At 70.1% G+C, this 19,983-nt stretch carries 13 protein-coding genes; 2 read left to right on the top strand and 11 right to left on the bottom strand.

Annotated elements, in window-relative coordinates:
• Positions 1 to 5: 5 nt before the first annotated feature.
• From ACZ60E_RS27070 to ACZ60E_RS27060, 3 genes are read right to left on the bottom strand one after another with little or no spacing between them, the layout of a single operon-like run.
• Positions 6 to 1,043, bottom strand: a complete 1,038-nt coding sequence (locus ACZ60E_RS27070) for an ABC transporter permease (RefSeq protein WP_469443784.1) — start codon at positions 1,041 to 1,043, stop codon at positions 6 to 8.
• Positions 1,036 to 2,541: a sugar ABC transporter ATP-binding protein gene (locus ACZ60E_RS27065; RefSeq protein ID WP_469443783.1), complete on the bottom strand. Its 1,506-nt coding sequence runs from the start codon at positions 2,539 to 2,541 to the stop codon at positions 1,036 to 1,038. The genes ACZ60E_RS27070 and ACZ60E_RS27065 overlap by 8 nt, the downstream gene beginning before the upstream one ends.
• Positions 2,538 to 3,620: a sugar ABC transporter substrate-binding protein gene (locus ACZ60E_RS27060; RefSeq protein ID WP_469443781.1), complete on the bottom strand. Its 1,083-nt coding sequence runs from the start codon at positions 3,618 to 3,620 to the stop codon at positions 2,538 to 2,540. Before ACZ60E_RS27060 ends, ACZ60E_RS27065 begins: the two co-directional genes overlap by 4 nt.
• Positions 3,621 to 3,795: 175 nt before the next feature.
• Here ACZ60E_RS27060 and ACZ60E_RS27055 point away from each other — a divergent pair, with 175 nt between their 5' ends.
• The gene (locus tag ACZ60E_RS27055) at positions 3,796 to 4,530 is read left to right on the top strand and encodes a FadR/GntR family transcriptional regulator (protein WP_469443779.1); all 735 of its coding nucleotides are present in this window, start codon (positions 3,796 to 3,798) and stop codon (positions 4,528 to 4,530) included.
• Positions 4,531 to 4,954: 424 nt separating this feature from the next.
• On the opposite strand, the gene ACZ60E_RS27050 is transcribed toward ACZ60E_RS27055, so the two are convergent.
• The 6 genes from ACZ60E_RS27050 to ACZ60E_RS27025 all read right to left on the bottom strand — a co-directional run bounded on the left by ACZ60E_RS27050 (position 4,955) and on the right by ACZ60E_RS27025 (position 14,952).
• The gene (locus ACZ60E_RS27050) at positions 4,955 to 7,972 is read right to left on the bottom strand and encodes an alpha-mannosidase (RefSeq protein ID WP_469443777.1); all 3,018 of its coding nucleotides are present in this window, start codon (positions 7,970 to 7,972) and stop codon (positions 4,955 to 4,957) included.
• A 65-nt stretch (positions 7,973 to 8,037) separates the two neighbouring features.
• Positions 8,038 to 10,086 (bottom strand): endo-beta-N-acetylglucosaminidase, encoded by a 2,049-nt coding sequence (locus ACZ60E_RS27045; RefSeq protein ID WP_469443775.1) that lies wholly within the window; start codon positions 10,084 to 10,086, stop codon positions 8,038 to 8,040.
• Between the two features lie 42 nt (positions 10,087 to 10,128).
• Positions 10,129 to 11,367: a glycoside hydrolase 5 family protein gene (locus tag ACZ60E_RS27040; RefSeq protein ID WP_469443774.1), complete on the bottom strand. Its 1,239-nt coding sequence runs from the start codon at positions 11,365 to 11,367 to the stop codon at positions 10,129 to 10,131.
• 356 nt (positions 11,368 to 11,723) lie between these two features.
• Positions 11,724 to 12,647: a carbohydrate ABC transporter permease gene (locus tag ACZ60E_RS27035; RefSeq protein WP_469443773.1), complete on the bottom strand. Its 924-nt coding sequence runs from the start codon at positions 12,645 to 12,647 to the stop codon at positions 11,724 to 11,726.
• The gene (locus ACZ60E_RS27030) at positions 12,644 to 13,663 is read right to left on the bottom strand and encodes a carbohydrate ABC transporter permease (RefSeq protein ID WP_469443772.1); all 1,020 of its coding nucleotides are present in this window, start codon (positions 13,661 to 13,663) and stop codon (positions 12,644 to 12,646) included. The genes ACZ60E_RS27035 and ACZ60E_RS27030 overlap by 4 nt, the downstream gene beginning before the upstream one ends.
• Before the next feature lie 5 nt (positions 13,664 to 13,668).
• The gene (locus tag ACZ60E_RS27025; protein ID WP_469443925.1) at positions 13,669 to 14,952 is read right to left on the bottom strand and encodes an ABC transporter substrate-binding protein; all 1,284 of its coding nucleotides are present in this window, start codon (positions 14,950 to 14,952) and stop codon (positions 13,669 to 13,671) included.
• Between the two features lie 289 nt (positions 14,953 to 15,241).
• On the opposite strand from ACZ60E_RS27025, the gene ACZ60E_RS27020 reads away from it, so the two are divergent.
• Positions 15,242 to 16,300, top strand: a complete 1,059-nt coding sequence (locus ACZ60E_RS27020; RefSeq protein WP_469443771.1) for a LacI family DNA-binding transcriptional regulator — start codon at positions 15,242 to 15,244, stop codon at positions 16,298 to 16,300.
• 167 nt (positions 16,301 to 16,467) lie between these two features.
• Here the strand turns inward: ACZ60E_RS27020 and ACZ60E_RS27015 are convergent, their stop codons facing one another.
• Both ACZ60E_RS27015 and ACZ60E_RS27010 read right to left on the bottom strand, forming a co-directional pair.
• Positions 16,468 to 18,024 (bottom strand): alpha-L-fucosidase, encoded by a 1,557-nt coding sequence (locus tag ACZ60E_RS27015; protein ID WP_469443770.1) that lies wholly within the window; start codon positions 18,022 to 18,024, stop codon positions 16,468 to 16,470.
• Between the two features lie 54 nt (positions 18,025 to 18,078).
• On the bottom strand, positions 18,079 to 19,923 hold the full coding sequence (locus ACZ60E_RS27010) for a family 20 glycosylhydrolase (protein WP_469443768.1): 1,845 nt from the start codon (positions 19,921 to 19,923) through the stop codon (positions 18,079 to 18,081).
• Between the last annotated feature and the right edge of the window lie 60 nt (positions 19,924 to 19,983).

Genomic DNA, 19,983 nt, shown 5'->3' with positions numbered 1-19,983 from the left:
CACGCCTAGTCCTGCGCCCGGCCGGTCGTCACACGGGCGATCATCAACGCGACGAGGATGATCCCCCCGTAGATGGCCTGGATCCAGAAGGACGGCACCTGCGCAAGCGTCAGCAGGTTCTGGACGACTCCGAGGAGGAGAACGCCCGTGAGGGCCCCGAACATCGTGCCCTTGCCCCCGTCGAGGCTGATCCCTCCGATCACCGCGGCGGCGAACACCGTGAAGATCATGTTCTGCCCCTGGTTGGCATTGATCGCACCGACATATCCGGTCTGCATCAGCCCACCGACCGCGGCGAGGGTCCCCGCGACGACGAACACGCCGAGCATGACCCGCTCGACGCGGATGCCGGCCGCGCGTGCCGCGTCCGGGTTGCCGCCGATCGCGTACAGGGCCCGTCCCCAGCGGTGGTACTTGAGGACGAGTCCGGCCACGGCGAACGCCGCCGCCGCCAGCCACACCGAGATCGGCACGGTCAGGAAGGTGGTGGTGGCCAGGGTGTAGAACGCGTCGGGCATCCCGAACAACGTCTTGCCCTCGGTCGCGCCGACGAGGAGACCGCGCAGGATGATGAGCATCGCGAGGGTCACGATGAACGCGTTGAGCTTGAGTTTCACGACGAGGAAGCCGTTGAACCCGCCGATGACCGCGCCGACGACGAGGATCACGAGCAGGGCGACCCCCGCGGGCAGTTCCGTGCCCCAGCCGGACTGCGAGGCGGGCAGCAGCAACAGCGCGCCGACGGCGGGCGCGATGCCGACGACCGACTCCAGGGAGAGGTCGAACTTGCCGGTGATGAGGACGAGCGACTCGGCGAGCACGACCATCGCGAGGGCCGCCGAGGCACCCAGGACGGAGATCAGGTTCTGCTCGGTGAGAAAGGCGTCGTTGACGAACGCGCCGAGCACCAGCAACAGCAACAGAGCCGGTACGAGGGCGAGTTCGCGTGCCCGGCGCAGGAGTACGGCCTTGGCGTCGGCCTTGCTCCGCAGGGGGCGCAGAGGGGTGGGGGCCGAGGCCGACGGGGCCTTCGTGTCAGCCATGGTGGTCCACTCCTTCGATGGAGGCGATCAGCTCGTGGTCGCGCCAGCCCGCCGGGTGCTCGGCGACGACGCGGCCGTGGAAGAGGACGAGGACGCGGTCGCAGCGGCGCAGGTCGTCGAGTTCGTCGGAGACGACGAGGACGGCGGTGCCGTCGTCACGGGCCGAGTCCATGCGGGAGAGCAGGGACTCCTTGGACTTCACGTCGACGCCCGCGGTGGGGTTGATCAGGACCAGCAGTCCGGGGTCGGAGGCGAGCGCCCGCGCCATGACGACCTTCTGGGCGTTGCCGCCGGAGAGGTCGGACACGGGCTGGTCGGGTCCCTCGGTGTGGATGTCGAGGCGTTCGATCAGCTCACCGGCGACGCCGCGCCGCCGGTCGGTGCCGACGAATCCGTACCGGCCGAGCCGGTCCAGGACGGTCAGGGTGGCGTTGTCGCCGACGGTCATCCCGAAGACGAGACCCTGGCCGTGCCGGTCGCGCGGCACGCAGCCGACACCGGCCCGCAGAGCTGCCGTCACATCGCCGAACGGCAGCCGCCTGCCGTCCAGCCGGGCCGTGCCCGCGGTCGGTGAGTGCAGTCCCGTGAAGGACTCGGCCAGCTCGATCTTGCCGCTGCCGCTGGACCCGGCGAGACCGACGACCTCGCCGCCGCGCACGCTCAGATCGACGCTCTCGTACGCGTCCGAGGTCAGCCCGTGCGCTTCGAGGACGACGGGCGCGTCGGCGGCCACGTCCCCACGGGCGGCCTTCTCCTCCACGGCGGCGATGGACTCCCCCGCCATGGCCTCGACCAGGGCGGCCCGCGGCAGATCCGCGACCGGTGCGGTGGTGATCCAGCGGGCGTCCCGCAGGACCGTCACGGTCTGGCAGACCTCGTACACCTCCTGGAGGTGGTGCGAGATGAACAGGAAGGTGACGCCGGACTCCTGGAGTGCGCGCATCCGGGTGAAGAGGCGCTCGATCTCTCGGTTGTCGAGCTGGGCGGTCGGTTCGTCGAGGACGATGAACCGCGCGCCGAAGCTCAACGCCCGTGCGATCTCGACCATTTGACGGTCCTCGACCTTGAGGTCGGCGGTCCGCGCCTCGGGGTCGACGCGCACGTCCCAGGTGTCGAGCACCTCGGCGGCCTCGCTCTTCAGGCGGCGCCAGCTGATGAAGCCGCCGCGGCCCCGGGGCTGCCGGTTGATGAAGAGGTTCTCGGCGACCGTCAACTCCGGTACGACGGTGGGCTTCTGGTAGACGCAGGCCACCTTGCGCCGCCAGGCGTCCCGGTCGGTCAGCGCGGGCGCGGACTCGCCGTCGAAGCGGACCGTGCCCTCGTCGGGTGCCTGGAGGCCGGTCAGGACGGTGACGAGGGTGGACTTGCCCGCGCCGTTGCGGCCGACGAGTGCGTGGGACTCGCCCGCGTGCACGGTCAGTCGTCCGTCGGCGAGGGCGACGGTGGGGCCGTACCGCTTGGCGATGTCCCGCGCCTCGACGAGTGGTGGTGTACTCATTTGACCGTGTTGCCCCACAGCTCGGGGTCGTCGACGTTGTCCTTGGTGACGAGCGGCGCGGGCAGCTGGTCCTCAAGGCTGCCGCTGGGCAGCTTGACGATCTCCGAGCCGTGGTCCGTGGGACCCGGCTTGAAGGTCTTCCCCTCCATCGCCGCCTTGATGTAGTACATGCCGTACTTGGCGTAGAGGTCGGCGGGCTGTGAGACCGTGGCGTCGATCTGGCCCTTGCGGATCGCGTCGAACTCCTGCGGGATGCCGTCGTTCGAGACGATCGATATGTGGCCCTTCTCGCCGGCCTTCTTCAGCAGTCCCTTGGACTTGAGGGTCTGCAGCGTGGGCGCGAGATAGACGCCGCCCGCCTGCATGTAGATGCCCTTGATGTCGGGGTTGGCGTTGAGGAGCGTGTCCAGCTTCGAGGCGGCGGTGTCGGACTCCCACTTGGCGGGGATCTCCAGGACCTTCAGCTTCGGGAACTTCTCCTTGACGCAGGTGCGGAAGGCCTCGGAGCGGTCGCGGCCGTTGACCGAGGCGAGGTCGCCCATGATCTGCACGACCTTGCCCGAGGGGATCTCCTTGCCGAGGTACTCGCAGGCCTTCTCCCCGTACGCCACGTTGTCGGCGCGGACGACCATCGCGACCTTGCCCTTCTCGGGCGCCACGTCGACGGCGACCACGGGCACGCCCTTGCGTTCGGCCTGGTCGAGGCCCGCGGAGATCGCGGCACTGTCCAGGGGGGCCACGACGAGGCCCTTCACGCCCTGGTTCAGCTGGTTGTTGATGTCCGTGATCTGCTGCGAGGGGTCACTGTTGGAGTTGACGGTCTTGAGGGCGTCGACGTCCTCGGACTTCGCCATCTTGGGCACGTAGTCGTTGTACGACTGCCAGAACGGCGAGGTCAGCAGGGGCAGGATCACTCCGACCTTGCCGCTGCCGTCGCCCTTGCCGCCGCCGGAGTCGACGGTGTCCTTGGTGCTGCCGCATGCCGTGAACGCGAGGGCGGCGCAGACGGCCGCGGCCGTCGCACAGATCGCTCGCGAGGCGTTTCGCCCGTTCCTGTACCGCACAGTTCTGCCGGCCATCTATCGGCTCCTCATTGAGCGTGATCGAGTGCGATCGAGCAGGTGCCAGGAATATTTATCAGACCACTTCGCTCCCACAACACCCCTGGGCCGTGATTTTCGCTGTTTTCGCGCGTAGTGGTCGGACCACCTGAGTGGTTAGACTGCGGCGCACCCGGCAACAGGAGGACATGGCGTGGACGAGAGCCTGCCCGAGGCGGCGACGGCGGCCCCGGCTGCGGCCCCCCAGAAGGGGACGGTGACCCAGCGCGCCATCGACCAGATCAAGGCGATGATCGGCGAGGGCCGTCTGGAGCCGGGCGCACGGCTGCCGACCGAGCGCGATCTGGCCGCGCAGCTCGGCATCTCGCGCAGCTCCATGCGCGAGGCGATCCGGGCGCTCACGGTGCTGGGCGTACTGGAGGCCCGGCACGGGTCCGGGATCTACGTCACGCAGCTGGAGGCCGGGGATCTGCTGGAGACCTTCGGGGTCGTCGCGGATCTCTCCCGCGGTCCGCAGCTGGTCGAACTCCTCGAAGTGCGGCGGATCCTGGAGTCGACGGCGACGGCGCTGGCCGCCGCGCGGATCACCGCCGACCAGCTCGCCGAGGTGGAGAAGCATCTGACCGCGATGAACGCCACGGACGACCCGGAGGAGATCCTCTCCCACGACCTGGCGTTCCACCGGGTCATCGCGGGCGCCGCGGGCAACGAGACGATGGCGGCCATCCTGGACGGACTGTCCTCGCGGACGTTCCGGGCGCGGGTGTGGCGGGGGTATCAGGAGGAGGGGGCGTTCGAGCGGACCCGGCGGGAGCATGCCGCGATTCACCGGGCGCTGGTCGCCCATGATCCGGAGGCGGCTCGGGCCGCTGCGGCCGCGCATGTGGGCGAGGTGGAGGAGTGGCTTCGGGCCCAGCTCCAGCCTTAGCAGGCTGAACCTGCACCCGAGCCCGGGGCCGCGCTTCGCCCGCGGGCCGGTGGGGCCTGGTCGCGCAGTTCCCCGCGCCCCTTGAGGGCGGGACCTGGGGCCCGGTGGGCACCCTGCGGCCCGGAGGGAGCTGAGCGCGTGGTTCCTCGCGCCCCTCAAAGGGACAGCCCGGGGTCCGGTGGGCACCCTGCGGCGCGGAGGGGGCTGAGCGCGTGGTTCCTCGCGCCCCTAAAGGCACGAAAGCTGGGGCGCAGCCCCGCTTTCAGGGGCGCGGGGAACTGCGCGAGCAACCCCCACCGGACGCGCACCCGACCACCGGCCCGTCTCCACGGGCGCGGGGGGAAGCGCGCGATCGGCCCCCACCGGACCCGCAGGTTACGGGGCACGGTGGAGGCCCGGCGCGGCCGCAGTCGGCCGAAAGACCTCAGGCGCGCCTGAGGCGGAGCGTCACCAGTTCGAACGGGCGGAGTTTCAGGGTCATCCTGTTGCCGTCGCGCTCCGGCTCGGTGGCATCGGCGATCGGGCGTTCCAGCAGGTCCGTCACCGTGACCGACTCGACGTCGAAGCCCGCCGTGAGCGTCGCCTGACTGCGCCCGCCCCTCGACTCGTGGAAGCGGACCACGACATCGCCGCTGTCGTCGTCCGCCAGCTTCAGCGCCGTGACCACGACCGCGTCCTGCGCGACGGTCACCAGGGGCGCGACCTCCGAGGCCCCGCCGGCGACCTTCCGTTGGGGAAGGTTGATCCGCCAGCCCTCCCGCACCGCGTCACCGATCGCCGCACCGGGCACCAGCGCGTGCCGGAAGCGGTGCACGCCCTGGTCGGTCTCCGGGTCGGGGAAGCGCGGAGCGCGCAGCAGCGAGACCCGGACCGTGGTGGTCGTACCGCCGTCCTCACGGACCGTACGCGTCACGTCGTGGCCGTACGTCGAGTCGTTGACGACGGCGACGCCCCAGCCGGGCTCCTCCATGTGGACGAACCGGTGGTTGCAGGCCTCGAACTTGGCGGCCTCCCACGACGTGTTGGTGTGCGTCGGCCGGAAGAAGTGCCCGAACTGCGTCTCGGACGCGTACCGCTCGGCGTGCACGTCGAGCGGGAAGGCCATCTTCAGGAACTTCTCCGTCTCGTGCCAGTCGACCTCGGTGTCGATGTCGAGCCGCCACTCCCCCGGCGCGAGCGACAGCACCTGCGTGACCTTGGACGCGCCGAAGCTCCGTACGATCCGGATCGAGACCCCGTCGTCGCCGGGGACCACCTCGTCGGCCTCGACCAGGTCGGTGACCGTGTTCCGGTAGAACTCGTCGACGTCCCAGGCGTCCCACATGTTCGGGAAGTCGGGGTGGATCTGCAGCAGGTTGGCCGCCTCGCCGGGGGCGAGGGTCTCGCGGTCCGCGGCGAGGTCGAACGCGGAGACCACGAGTCCGCGCTCGTCGATCTCGATGCGCAGGCATCCGTTGTCGAGGACGAAGCCGCCGTCCGTGCGCGGCACGAGCGTGCACTCGCCGCCGACGGCCGGGGTCCGCGCGCCGCCGGCGGGCACGCCGTCACGGGTGTGCGGCGCGGAGTTGAAGGCGAGGGTGGTCGTGCCCTCGCCGACCAGCGCGCGCTGGGCCGCGCCGATGATCCCGTTCAGTTCGTCGGCCACCGCCTCATAGGTCTTGCGGGCCTCGCGGTGCACCCAGGCGATGGACGAGCCGGGCAGGATGTCGTGGAACTGGTGGAGCAGGACCGTCTTCCAGAGCCGGTCCAGCTTCTCGTGCGGGTAGGTGAACTCGGTCCGGACCGCCGCGGTCGCCGCCCACAGCTCGGCCTCGCGCAGCAGGTGCTCGCTGCGGCGGTTGCCCTGCTTGGTCTTGGCCTGGCTGGTGAGGGTGGCGCGGTGCAGCTCCAGATACAGCTCGCCGACCCACACCGGGGCGTTCGGGTACTCGGCCTCCGCCTTCTCGAAGAACTTCTCCGGGGCCTCCCAGACCACGGTCGCCGACCCTTCGAGGTCCCTCAGGCGGGCCGCCTTGGCGACCATCTCGCGGGTCGTGCCGCCGCCTCCGTCACCCCAGCCGGTCGGGGCGAGGGAGTGCCGGGCGACGCCCTTGTCCTTGAAGTTGTTCGCCGCGTGGGCGATCTCGCTGCCCTTCATCGAGCAGTTGTACGTGTCGACGGGCGGGAAGTGCGTGAAGATCCGCGTCCCGTCGATGCCCTCCCACTGGAAGGTGTGGTGCGGGAACTTGTTGGTCTGCGACCAGGAGATCTTCTGCGTGAGCAGCCACTTGGAGCCAGCCGCCTTGATGATCTGCGGCAGTCCGGCGGCGAAGCCGAACGTGTCGGGCAGCCAGGCCTCGTCGTTGTCGACGCCGAACTCGTCGATGAAGAACCGCTTGCCGTGCACGAACTGGCGGGCCATGGCCTCCGAGCCGGGCATGTTGGTGTCGGACTCGACCCACATGCCGCCGGTGGGCACGAACCGCCCGTCGGCGACCGCCTTCTTCACCCGGGTCCACACCTCGGGCCGGTGCTCCTTCACCCAGGCCCACTGCTGGGCCTGCGACATGGCGAAGACGAAGTCGGGCTCGTCCTCCAGGAGTGCGGTCATGTTCGACGTGGTCCTGGCGACCTTGCGGACGGTCTCGCGCAGCGGCCACAGCCACGCCGAGTCGATGTGCGCGTGGCCGACCGCGCTGATGCGGTGGGCGGAGGGCACGGCCGGAGCCGCCAGCACCGCTTCCAGCTGGGAGCGGGCCGCGGCGGCGGTGGCGCCGACGTTCTGCAGGTCGACGGCGTCGAGGGCCTTCTCCACCGCGCGCAGGATGTCCCAGCGGCGGGCGGACTCCACGGGCAGTTCGGCCATCAGCTCGCCGAGGACCTCCAGGTCGATGACGAGCTGCCACACCGTCTCGTCGAGGACGGCGAGGTCCATCCGCTCCAGTTTGTACTGCGGTTCGCTGCCGGCCGTCTCCTTGTCGCCGAGCTGCGTCGGCAGGAAGGGGTGGTAGTCAAGGATGACGGGGTTGGAGGCCGCCTCGATGTGCAGGCGCACCTCCTCGCCGCCCGCGACGGGCGCCCCGATCCGTACCCACTGGTTACGCGGGTTGAGGCCCTTCACGGGGGTCCCGTCGGGCCGGTAGACGAGGCCCTCGCACTGGAAGCCGGGCATGTTCTCGTCGAAGCCGAGGTCGAGCAGGGCCTCGACGGTCTTCCCCGCCCACTCCTCGGGCACGGTCCCCGTCACCCGGAACCAGCTGGTGCCCCAGGGAGCACCCCACCTGTCGCCGACCGCCACCGGGGACGGCGTGGCCGCCAGCCCCTCCTCGACGGGCACCGGCTCGCCGGGCGCGTTCCACACCGCCACTTCCAGCGGTACGGACTCGGGGTACACGGCGGGTCGTATGCGCTCGTCGAGCACGCGCTTGAGGCGGGCTTCGACCAGGCCGCGGTCGTCATGCATGTGGGGTGCTCCGTAACTCCGTTGTGCGGGTTGTTGCTGTTACCGGTGGTACCGGTGGTCGGCGGTCACCAGGTGTGGGTCAGGGTCGCGGGGGCCGACGCGGTGTAAAGCTCCCCAACGGCCCGCAATTCGAACCTCGCCGCCGTCTCGCCTCCTTCAGCTGTCAGTCCTCCAACGAAGAAGGCCTGCTGAGCGGTTCCGCCGAGGAAGCGCCGGGTGCCGTCGGGCAGTACCCGGTGCAGCGTGTAATGGCGTACGCCGCCGCCGGTGGGCGCGCGCCAGGCGAGGCGCAGATCGCCTCCCGAGGCGCCCGTGATGCTCGCGTCGACGGGCGTGCCGGGCGCCTGGGCGTCCTGATCGCGTACGGAGAGACCGCCGAGCCGCCACTTCACGGCACCGTCCCCGGTGCCGGTGAGCCGGACCCCGAGGGCGTGCACCGTGCCGTCCGCGGGCAGCCCGGTCAGCCGTACGGTCGAGGTCTCCCAGCCGTCGCCGACGGTGACCGGGAAGTACGTGTACGCGTAGGGCTGCCCCGGGCCGGACGGTTCGGCGGTGGCGACGGCCAGTTCCACGCCCACGTCCCCCGAGTCGGCCCGGTGGGTCAGCTCGACGACCGTGTCCGCGCCGAGCGGCAGGCGGGTCCCGTAGAGGTCGAGCGTGGTGGGCGCGGTCAGGGTGCCGTCGACCAGGACGCTGCTGCCGCCGCGCCACGCGTCCGCGAAGTCGAACGTGACCGCCGGATGCGGGCCCGTCGTACGCGTCACCCAGCGCCGGGACGGCAGCCGGTCCTGAAGGCCGAGGTGGTTCCACTGGGCCGTCGACGTGACCTCGCCGTCCTCGTACCAGCGCAGTCCGTGCCCGGTGTTGAACGTACTCGCGAACGGCAGTGCGGTGACGGTCGAGCGGTCGGCGACGGAGACGGCGGGCGCCCGCCATGTGTCGGTGGTGTCGGGGCGGGCCGGATCGAGGGAACGGCCGCTCCAGAAGCGGTCGTCGGCGGCGTGGAAGTCGCCGGGCGTACGGGTGGCGGGCAGGTGGTTGCGGGTCCACTCGGGCCGGTAGAAGCCCACCGAGACGATGTGCGCCGAGCCGCTGGGGACCATGGCGTCCCAGTTCACGGACCGGTTCCAGCCGTTGGCCTCGACATCGACGCCGGCCCACAACTCGTACTTGCTGCGCCCGAGTTGCTGAGCGGCCGTACCGGAGGAGACAAGACTGCTCGCCGACCAGCGGAAGTCGATGAACATCGTGTCGGCGGCCTGGTAGAACACCCGGTTCTGGTTGTTGAGGGCGCCCTGCCAGCTCACCGAGCCGCTGACGGTCATCGAGTCGTACCAGGTGACGCGCTGTCCCTTGGCCGCGCTGAGCGTCTTCAGCTCGGTGAGGAAGCCGAGCATGTCGGTGGCGAGGGCCGCGTTGCCGCCGCTCGTCTCGGCGTTGATGAACCAGCCGTCGAAGCCGTAGGCCTCGGCGACCGCGACGAGCTGGGCGGCCAGCGGGTAGTGCCCCGCCGCGTCCTTCTGCACCAGGTCGCGCGTCCACTGCAGCTGGCCGCCGTACGCGGCGGGCGGCAGGAACACATTGCCGAGGACGGGTACGCCGTGCCGGTGGGCGGCGTCCACGATCGGCGCGTTCGGCGCGAGGATCAGCCCTTCGCCGGACGAACCGCCCCAGAAGACCAGCTCGTCGACGTAACTCCAGTGGGTGAGCGCGTAGTAGTCGGCGGTGGCCGCGCCCTGCGAGGGGTTGCTCGCGGTGGGGCCGAAGGAGACCAGCGACTGGATACGGGCCTGTCCGGCGCGGGCCGTCGAGTTCACCGGGGTCGGGGTGAAGCGCTCGGCGAGCGGCACGGACGCCGTGTTGAAGGCCAGATCGGCGTCGGTGGCGGCGCTCCACGCCTTCAGACTGCGCCAGGTGATGCCCGCGCCCGGTGAGCCGGAGGGGAACGAGTCCGGGTACCAGTAGGAGGCGTACGGCCGGGGTGCCTCGGGGGCGGCCTCGGCGGCGGGGCCGGTCGCGGCCTCCTGACCGGCGGCGGCCGGTCCTGCCGGGAGCAGGGCGGCGGCCGTCCCGGTGCCGGCGACGAGCAGGACGGTGCGTCTGGTGGGGTTCACGAGCAAGTGCCTCCTTGTGGGAGTTCTTGTTTCCTGTGGGGGTTACGGAACCTGATCGGGAGTGACGACTTCGGTGATGCCTCGTGCGGTGAGGTGCTCCACGTCGTTCGCGCGGGACGCGAGGACGGTGGTCGGTCGGGCGCCGTCGGCGGTGAGCCGGAAGAACGCCTCGAAAACCGGGCCGCCCGGCGCGCAGACGGAACGGCCGGCGGGGTCGTCGGGGACGACGAGCGCGGTGGTGCGGACCTTGGGGGTGTACGGGTGCTCGCGGGCCGAGCGGGCGGCGCGGGCCAGCACCCGCGCACTGTCCTTGGCCCGGCGGTCGTTGCTCAACAATCCGAGCCCGTACTCCAGTTCGGGAAAGTCGGCGAGGTCGCGGGACACGTCGTGGGAGCACCACCAGGTGACGCCCCAGAGGTCCGGGCAGTCCAGGGCGTTCGCGACGGTCGCCTCGGTGAAGGCGGCGGCGTGCTCGGCGGGGACCAGCGGCGCCGGTGCGCCGACCTCCTGGAGCCAGACCGGGCGCGAGGGGTCGTCGGCCCAGGCCTTGCTCAGCTCGATCAGATAGGCGGCGTGGTGTTCGGTCGCGACGCCGGTACGCCCGTGCCGCTGGGCCGTGCCGTTGAAGACCCACGAGTGCACGGCGGTGACGGCTCCGCGCCGCGCGGCCTGGGCCGGGGTGAACGGCATGTCGTCCTGGTACCAGGCGGCGTCGTACTCCGCGTGCAGATGCAGCTTGCCGGGGGCGCCCTTCTCGCAGGCCGCGAGCATCCGCTCCAGCCAGGCGTCGACCAGGTCGGCCGTCGTCCGGTCGGGATCCGGGTGGGGACCCGCCGAGAACTGGTTGACCTCGTTGCCCACGGTCATGCCGATGAAGTTGGGCCGGTCGGCGAGGGCGGCGGCGAGGGTCCGCAGATACTCGGCCTGCCCTTCGACGACCTCCGGGTCGGTGAAGAGACTCCGGCGGTGCCAGGTCTGCGTCCAGGCGGGCAGGAAGTCGAAACTCGACAAGTGCCCCTGCAGGCCGTCCACGTTGACGTCCATGCCCCGCTCGGCCGCCGCATCCGCGAGAGCGACGAGCTGTTCCACGGCACGCGGGCGGATCAGCGAGCGGTTCGGCTGGAAGTAGGGCCAGATCGGGAAGACCCGTATGTGGTCGAGCCCGAGTGCGGCGATCGAGTCGAGGTCGGCCCGCACGGAGTCGAGATCGAAGTCGAGCCAGTGGTGGAACCACCCTTCACTAGGGGTGTAGTTGACGCCGAAGCGCACAGCAGAAGACATCCGGGGTTCCTAGTCCTGTTTCTGTGGTGCGTGTGTGTGGGGGGCACGGGGGATGCACGGGCACCGCCCTTCAGGGGAGCTCCGTGCGGCCTGGTGGGGGCGAGCCGCGCAGTTCCCCGCGCCCCTTCGAGGCGGGGCAGCGCCCCGACAGGGCCGCGACGGATCACCCGACGACCGGCCGCCCCCGTTCAGGGGCGCGGGGAACTGCGCGACCAGCCCTCCTCGGCCCGCACCCGACAACCGACCGTCGCTCTTTCAGGGGCGCGGGGAACTGCGCAACCAACCTCCGCCCCCACCCACCCGCACCCGACAACCATGGGCGGAAGCCGCGAAGAAGGGGGAGGTCACCGCAGAGCTCACCCCTTCACCGCCCCCTCCCCCACCCCACGGAAGAAGTACCGCTGAAGGCAGGCGAAGAGCGCGATCAACGGCGCCACGGCAATGATCGTGCCCGCGGCAACCAGCCGCTCATCATTGGCGAACGTGCCGTGCAGATAGTTGAGCCCGATGGTCAGAGTGAACTTCTCCGGATCGCTGAGCACGATCAACGGCCACAGGAAGTCGTCCCACGCCCCCATGAACGCGAAGATCGCCACAACAGCGAGCGTCCCCTTCACCGAGGGCAACGCGATCCGCAGAAACCGCTGCCACGTGTTCGCGCCGTCGACGAAGGCCGCCTCCTCGATCTCGTACGGCAGATTGAGGAACGCGTTGCGCATCAGCAGGACGTTCATCGCGCCGATGCACCCCGGCAGGACGACCCCGATGAGCGTGTTGTTCAGGCCCAGCTCACGCATGGTCGTGAACTGGGCGATGATGATCCCCTCCACGGGCACGAGCATCGCGAGGATGAACACGAGCGTGGCCACCTTGCGTCCGCGATAGCGCAGCCGGGCCAGCGCATAGCCCGCGAGCGCCGCGCCGACGCAGTTCGTCACGACGTTGGCGGTGGCGACCTTCAGCGAGTTGAAGGCGTAGTCCCACACGGGGATGGTGTCGGCGACCCGCTCGTAGTTGTGCAGGGTCGGTTCACCGGGCAGGAACTTCGGCGGCGAACTGAAGATGTCCTCGGTCGGCCCCTTCAGCGAGGTGGACAGCTGCCACAGGAACGGCCCGACGGTCAGCGCCAGCACGGCGAGCAACAGCAGGTACCGGAGAGCGAGTTCCCACACCCGTACATGCTTCCCGTTCTCATCGGTGACGCGCGTACGACGGCGACCGCCACGGCGGCGCGCCTCCGCACCGGCCGGCGCGTCCCGTACCTTCTCGGCGGCACTCACGCGTCCTCCTTCCGGTCGGCGCGCAGCACGAGCAGCATCAGCGCGACGGTGACGACGAAGACGACGACGGAGATGGCGGAGGCGTAGCCGACCCGGCCGGTCAGGCCGGTGCCGGTGCGCTGGACGAGCATCACGAGCGTGGTGTCCTCGCCCGCGGGGCCGCCGCCGGGCCCCGCCATCAGGTACACCTCGGAGAACACCTTGAAGGCGGCGACCGAGGAGAGCGCGCCGACCAGCACCATCGTGGAGCGGACGGCGGGCACGGTGACCGTGAGGAAGCGGCGGACCGCGCCGGCGCCGTCCACGGCCGCGGCCTCGTGCAGCTCGCGCGGTACGTTGGCGAGCGCGGCCAGATAAATGATCATGTAGTAGCCGAGGCCCTTCCAGACCGTGACCGTCATGGCGCTCAGCAGGAGCAGCCACTGGTCGCTCAGGAAGCCGACCCTGCCGACCCCGATCGCCTCCAGCAGCGAGTTCACCAGGCCTCGTTCGTCGAGCAGCCACACCCAGATGAGCCCGACCACGACGATGGAGGCGACGACCGGGGTGTAGAAGGCCGACCGGAAGAAGGCGATGCCGGGGATGTTCTTCTGGACCAGGAGCGCGAGCAGCAGGGGCAGCAGGACGAGCGCGGGGACGACCCCGAGGACGTACAGCGTGCTGTTGCGCAGGCCGATCCAGAACATCTCGTCGTGCAGCAGCTCCCGGAAGTTGGCCAGGCCCACGAACTCGCCGGGGATCAGGGTCCGGCGGTCGGTGAAGGCGTTGACCACGGTCGAGACGAACGGATAGAGGATGAAGACAGCCACGACCAGCAGCCCCGGGGCGGCGAACAGCCAGGGACTGGTGGGCAGTTGCCGCCGCACCCGGGCGACGGCCCCGGCGGAAGGCCCGCCACGCCCGCCACGGCCACCACCGCCGTCACCGGAGGAAGCACTGCCGACGGCCGCCCCGCCCGCGGAGACCGTGCCGGATGAAGCCGTACTGGAGGAGGCCGTACTGGAGGAACTCGCCATGTCGATCAGCCCTGCTGCTGGAGCAGGCGGTCACACGCCTTGACAGCGTTGTCGAGGGCTTCCTTCGGGCTCACCTTGCCCTGCAGCGCCTTGGCGACGGAGTTGCGCAGTTCGGTCTTCATCTGCTCGCTGAACAGCACCGGCGTGTAGTTCACGGCGTTCTTCAGGGAACTCGCGGCGGCGATCCGGACGCGGGTCTCGTCCGTGCCGTCCTCCTCGGTGAAGTACGGGTCGTCGAGCGAACCGGCCGTGCTCGGGAAGATCGCGACCTTCTTGGCGAACGACATCTGGTTCTGCGCGTCGGTGACGAAGTGGGCGAAGGCGACGGCGGCGGGCTTCTGCTTGGTCCGCGCGTTCACCATCACGCCCATCACGTACATGTTGACCTTGCCGGTGCTGGTGATCTGGTCGGTGATGCCGATGTTCTTGTAGAGGTTCGGCGCCTGCTTCTTGAAGTTGCCGAGGTCCAGGGCGCTGCCCGGGTTCATGGCGACGGCCCCGGTGAGGAACTTCTTCCCGGACGACTCGGGGGTGGCCGTCAGCGCCTGCGAGTCGAGGGCCTTGGCGTCGTACAACTTCTTGTACCTGGTGAGGAGTTCCACGCCCTTGGCGTCGTTGAAGGCGAAGGCCGTGCCCTCCTTGTTCATCAGCTCGCCGCCGTACCGGCCGAAGTCCTCGATGGTGGGCACGTTCGCCAGGGTCGCGACCTTGCCGTCACTCTTGTCGGCCAGCTCCAGCGCGTCGTCGAAGAGTTCGTCGTACGTCTTCGGAGGCTTCGCGGCGTCCAGGCCTGCCTCCTTGAACAGCGACTTGTTGTAGAAGAGCGGGCCGGTGTTCAGGTACCACGGGAAGGCGTACGTGCCCTCCATGCCCGGTATCTCGTGGCTGGCCCACGCACCCGGCAGGTACTCCTTCTTGTACCGCGCGGCGGCCTTGTCGAGGTCGAGCGCGAGGCCCGCCTTGGCGAGCGGGGCGACGAGGTCGGGCGAGACGTTCACGACGTCGGGCAGGGTGCCGCCGGCCGCGTCGGCGCTGATCTTGTCGGCGTAGCCCTCGGCGGGCTGGTCGACCCACTTCACGTTCGTGCCGGGGTACTTCTTCTCGAAGTCGGCGACCAGACCCTCGAAGTACGGTTTGAAGTTGGCCCGCAGGTTCCAGGTCTGGAAGGTGATGTCGCCCTCGACCTTGCCGGAGGCGTCCGTGGAACCGCTGTCGTCACCCCCGGAGCCGCAGGCGCTGAGCGGCAGGACCAGGGCGACGACAGCGGCGGCGAGTGCTCTGCGAGGCATGCGCACGGTGACCGGGCTCCTTTGCGACGGTGTGGGTCTGGGGTGACGGGCAGACCTTGCATCCTGCGCGGCGGGGAAGTCAATGGATTCCGCCTCGCTAAATTCATTAGTTCAACATATGACCAGCTCAGAGCCGTTGTGACAGCCTGCTTGCAGCGGATCACTAATGCGCTTTAGAGTGACCTGACTCAAGCGCTTTAGTACGAAGTGCCATTGAACGGGCCGACGGCACGCAGGTCGGCAGCAAACAGGGCATCACCGAGCAGGGCTTCAGTGGAATGGGGAGCAGTTGCCAGCCAAGCGGTCTCCCGCGCGCCGGCCGACGATGAAGGACATCGCGCAGCGCGCCGGGGTCTCCGAGAGCGCGGTCTCGTTCGCGCTCAACGACCGGCCCGGCGTCTCCGAGATCACCAGGGACCGGGTGCGCAGGGTCGCCGAACAACTGGGCTGGCGGCCCAGCACGGCGGCGCGTCAGCTGTCCGGGGAGGGCACGGCGACGGTCGGGCTCGTCCTGGCGAGGCCCGCGGACACGCTCGGCGTGGACTCGTTCTTCCTGCAGCTCATCTCGGGCATACAGGAGGTTCTGGCCGAACGTCACCTCGGGCTGCTCTTCCAGGTGGTCGAGGACGTCGACGACGAGTGCGCGGTGTACCGGCGCTGGTGGGCCGAGCACCGCGTGGACGGAGTGCTGGTCGTCGACCCGCGGACCGACGACGCGCGCCCCGACCTGCTCGACGAGCTGGGACTGCCCGCGGTGGTCATCGGCGGGGCGCCGGACGCCCGGCATCCCGGGCTGTCCACGGTCTGGGCGGACGATGCGGGCGCGATGGCGTCCGTGGTGGGACGACTGTACGAACTCGGCCACCGGCGGATCGTGCACATCGCGGGCCTGCCCGGCCTCGCGCACACGGAGCGGCGGATCCGTACGCTGCGCGCCGAGGCGGACCGGCGCGGGCTCGCCGAGGTGTGCTCGGTGACCACGGACTACTCCGACGCGGAGGGTGCGGCGGTGACGCGCCGCGTCCTGGAGGGTGGCGTGCTGGGCAGCGGGGCGCCGCCGACCGCGCTGGTCTACGACAACGACGTGATGGCCGTCGCCGGGGTCGCCGCCGCGACGGAGCTGGGCTTCTCGGTGCCGGGTGACGTGTCGGTCGTGGCCTGGGAGGACTCGGCGCTGTGCCGCATGGTCAAGCCGTGGTTGTCGGCGCTGTCCCGGGACACGGTGGCGTTCGGACGCGTCGCTGCCGCGGAATTGACGTCGTTGCTGGACGGGGGGCCTGCGCGGGCTGTGGGGGTGCCGGTGCCGGGGCTGATCGAACGCGCCAGCACGGGGGCCTGCGGCGCTTGAACGGGGCCGGGGGCGGGGGTTCGTTGTCGGGTGCGGGTCTGTTGTGCTTGCTCGCGCCGTTCCTCGCGCCCCTTAGGGGGCGGGGGCGGAGGTTCGTTGTTGAGTGCGGGTCTGTTGTGGTTGCTCGCGCCGTTCCTCGCGTCCCTTGGGTACCTGGGGCCTTGCTCTCAGAGGTGGGAGCGGTGTAGTTCGAAGGCGGCCAGGCGGGGGGTGTGCCGGGCGGCTGTTACCCGTACTCTCCAGCGGCGGGCGCGGATCGGGGTCGGTAGGAGCAGGATGCGGCTGGCGCCGATCGTGCCTGCCTCTGTGACCTGCTTCCAGGCTCCGTCGGTGTGGGCCTCGATCACGAACGATTCCACCTGCTGACCATGGCGGGTGTCCTCCGCGAGGCGAATGCGGTCGATCTCGCGGGAGCGGCCCAGGTCCACCGTGATCGTGCCCGGGGACCGGGTGGTGCGCGCCCCGTGGGCCAGGTCCTCCGGGAGTTCCCTGTCGATACGCTCGCGGAACTCCCGCAGCCGGGTCACGTCGGCGGCCGGAAGGAGGCCCTGGTCGTCCGGTGGGACGTTGAGCAGCAGGACCGCGTTGCGGCCCACCGAGCCGAAGTAGATGTCCGTCAACTGCTGCACGGACTTGGGCTGTTGGTCGGCGTGGTAGAACCAGCCGTCCCGGATGGACACATCGGCCTCCGCCGGCCACCACTGGAGGTAGTCGGCCACGGGCTGGGCGGCGACCAGGGCGTCCCGGCCGCCCATGTCCGGCGCGTCGTACGAGAGCGCGAAGTCCATGCGCCCGTTGGCCTTCTCCTGGACGGGTACGACGCTCCACTCGTTCTCGCGGGCGATCCCGCCCTCGTTGCCGACCCAGCGCACATCGGGTCCGGAGACGGCGACCGTGGCGTCCGGCGCGAGGGTCCGGATGAGCGTGTACCAGCTGTCCCAGTCGTACGTCTCGACCTTGTCCGGCGGGATGCGGCCCTGGGCGCCGTCGAACCAGACCTCGTCGACCGGCCCGTACTCGGTGAGGACCTCGTGGAGCTGGTCGAGCATGTGGGCGCCGTAGTCGGTGGCCGGGAGGGTGAAGGTCGGCCCGTCCGGGCGGTCGTCCCCGGGGACCGGGGTGGGGATGGTCCGCTCGGAGCGGGCGCTGCCGTTGGCGTACACGCCGTGCAGGTACTGGTTCTCGTCGGCCGGTGAGACGTAGACGCCGACCTTGAGCCCGTGACGCCGCATGGACTCGGCGAACGACCGCAGGACATCCCCTCGCCCGCCCTGCCAACTACTGGATGCCACCGAGTGGTTGGTGTACCGGGACGGGTAGAGCACGAATCCGTCGTGGTGCTTGACGGTGAGGATGGCCAGCTTGAAGCCGCCGTCACGCAGGGCGCGGGCCCACTGGTCGGTGTCGAGGCCGACCGGCTGGAACACGTCCGGATCCTCGTCCCCGGTACCCCATTCGAGCCCGGTGAAGGTGTTCACCCCGAAGTGCAGGAAGGCGGTGCGTTCGAGTGCCTGCCAGGCGATCTGCCGTTCCGTGGGCCGGACTTGGGACGCCTTGCGGACCAGCTCGTCCGGGGAGTCGGCGGGCCCGACGGGGATCCGGTACCAGGGCTCGTCCGGCGAGACAGGGACCGCGGAGGCGGCGGGCGCCAGGGCCAGTGACGTGCCGCTGGACGCCACGAGTGCCGCGGCGGCCGTGACGAAGAGACGTCTGGAGACTGCCATGTGATCGCACTCCTCAGGTCAGGGGACGGAGACGGAGGACAGCCGGGCGCCGGGTCACGCGGCCGTCAACTGCCATACGGCGGCGCCCCGCTGGTCCGGCGGGTACTGCACCAGCCGTCCGTCGTCGCTCACGTGGACAGCCATCTGCGTGATCGCGTTGACGAGCTGATAACCACCCCGCACCGGCACCACCTGCCAGCGCTGCACGGTGTTCCCGCCCTCGCACGCCTGCTCGGACACCTCGACTCCGGGCTGGAGCGGCACGTTGAGCGTGAGCTTGCCGCCCCGCACCTCCAGGCAGCCGTTGGCAGTGCGCAAGGTCGCGTAACCGTCCGGGGTGCGCTCGACTTCGGCGGTGACGCTCTTGGCCCCCGAGTGGAAGGTGTACGTGCCGTCCGCGACCGGTACGCGGGTGAGGTCGCGCCAACCCGGCGCGTGGCCCACGGCAGCCGCGCGAGCGGTGAACTGTGCGTACGTGGCGTCCGGGTGGGGAGTTCCCCAGGTGGCCTGGGCGAGGTGGCGCAGAGCCGGATCGGTGTCCTCCGCGACCTCGTTCTCGGTCTCGCCACGGCCGTTGTCGGGCCAGAGGCTGATCTTCGCCCCGGTGATCCCCGCACGGGAGGCGAGCTTCTCGCCCTCGAAGCTGCGCGGGTCCCAACTCTGGTCGTACAGTCCCTTGGTGTCCGAGTGGAAGCCGCCCCGCACGAGATAGAGGGCGTAGGCCGCGTTCATCAACGGGTAGCCCTGCGCCCGCAGTTGGCTGGGCTTCGTCGCCACGTTCAGCCAGTGCTCGACCGTCGTACCGGCCGTGACGGGCACGGTGTTGGCGCCGGTGAGACCGTCGTTCCAGATCCGCAGCTCCTTCCCCTTGCCCGCCGCGTAGGAGTGGACCCGGTTGACGAAGTCGATGAAGGCGTCCTGCGGGGTGGCGTCCGCGCCGTACTTGGCCCGGGCGTACTCCAGGACCTGCGGATACTTGGCGAAGTCGGAGCCGAGCATGTACTCGTCGGCGCCCATGTGCCAGGAGCCGGACGTGAACACCTGCGCGTACTCGTCCATCAGGCCCGTGTAGTAGGCGAAGGCCTCGGGGCGCGTGATGTCGAGCCGGGAGGGCTGCTTGTTGCCGTCGGAGTCGGTGAGCTGGAGATCGGGCCGGTTCTCGATCCAGGGGTCCATGTGCCCCGGGGAGTTGATCTCCGGGACGATGCTGACGTGGTACTTCTCGCCGAGAGCGACGAGCCGCCGTATCTCGTCCTTGGTGTAGTAGCCCCAGGTGTTGGCCTCGGGGTGCGCGTCGCTCTTCACCTTGAGTTCGAGCAGCAGCTGGTTGAGCTTGTGGTACGCCATGTCGCGTACGAGGTTCTCCAGCCACTCGGTGGTGATGTGGACGTAGCAGGCGCAGACGCCGACGCCCCGCTCCTCGTACTGGGGCACGTCGACGGCACGTCCGGCGGGCACCCGGTCGCCCTGCGCCAGCAGTTGAAGAACGGTCCGGGTGCCGTAGAAGGCACCCGCCTCGGTGGCGGCGGTCACCGACAGGCGCTTGCCCACGCGGAGTTCGTACCCCTCCGCCCCCAAGGCGGCCTTGCCGGGCACGACATCGACAACGATGTCACCCGTACGCGCTCCCCCACCCACGACCGGAACGGTCCCGTGCCCGCCCGCACGCAGGTCGCCGGCAAGGGTGTCGGCAACGCGGCGCTCCGCCGCACCCCCGGCAACAAGGCGTGTCCCACGGCCATCACGGCCGCCACCCCCCTCATACGCGTAATGCCCGTCCTCCGGGGTCCAGTCGGTCAGGGCGGGAACGGTGACAGGAGGAGCGGGATCGGCCGCCTGGGACATCTCCTCCGCGCCTGCCAGCGGGACCGGTGCCGCGAGCAGCAGGAGTGCCGTCATGACACCGACCAGCCGGGAGCGTCCCGGGGACGCACTCCTGCCTGGATACGCACTCTTGAC

The organism is Streptomyces sp. NPDC102514 (assembly GCF_055584525.1).
Note: the sequence above shows the minus strand (reverse complement) of the source record. Positions and strands in the feature narration are given on the sequence as shown.

Bases quoted from the DNA above. Each gene is read 5' to 3' on its own strand.
- ACZ60E_RS27070 (WP_469443784.1), bottom strand. From the start codon at position 1,043: ATGGCTGACACGAAGGCCCCGTCGGCCTCGGCCCCCACCCCTCTGCGC.
- ACZ60E_RS27065 (WP_469443783.1), bottom strand. From the start codon at position 2,541: ATGAGTACACCACCACTCGTCGAGGCGCGGGACATCGCCAAGCGGTAC.
- ACZ60E_RS27060 (WP_469443781.1), bottom strand. From the start codon at position 3,620: ATGGCCGGCAGAACTGTGCGGTACAGGAACGGGCGAAACGCCTCGCGA.
- ACZ60E_RS27050 (WP_469443777.1), bottom strand. From the start codon at position 7,972: ATGCATGACGACCGCGGCCTGGTCGAAGCCCGCCTCAAGCGCGTGCTC.
- ACZ60E_RS27040 (WP_469443774.1), bottom strand. From the start codon at position 11,367: ATGTCTTCTGCTGTGCGCTTCGGCGTCAACTACACCCCTAGTGAAGGG.
- ACZ60E_RS27030 (WP_469443772.1), bottom strand. From the start codon at position 13,663: ATGGCGAGTTCCTCCAGTACGGCCTCCTCCAGTACGGCTTCATCCGGC.
- ACZ60E_RS27025 (WP_469443925.1), bottom strand. From the start codon at position 14,952: ATGCCTCGCAGAGCACTCGCCGCCGCTGTCGTCGCCCTGGTCCTGCCG.
- ACZ60E_RS27015 (WP_469443770.1), bottom strand. From the start codon at position 18,024: ATGGCAGTCTCCAGACGTCTCTTCGTCACGGCCGCCGCGGCACTCGTG.
- ACZ60E_RS27010 (WP_469443768.1), bottom strand. From the start codon at position 19,923: ATGACGGCACTCCTGCTGCTCGCGGCACCGGTCCCGCTGGCAGGCGCG.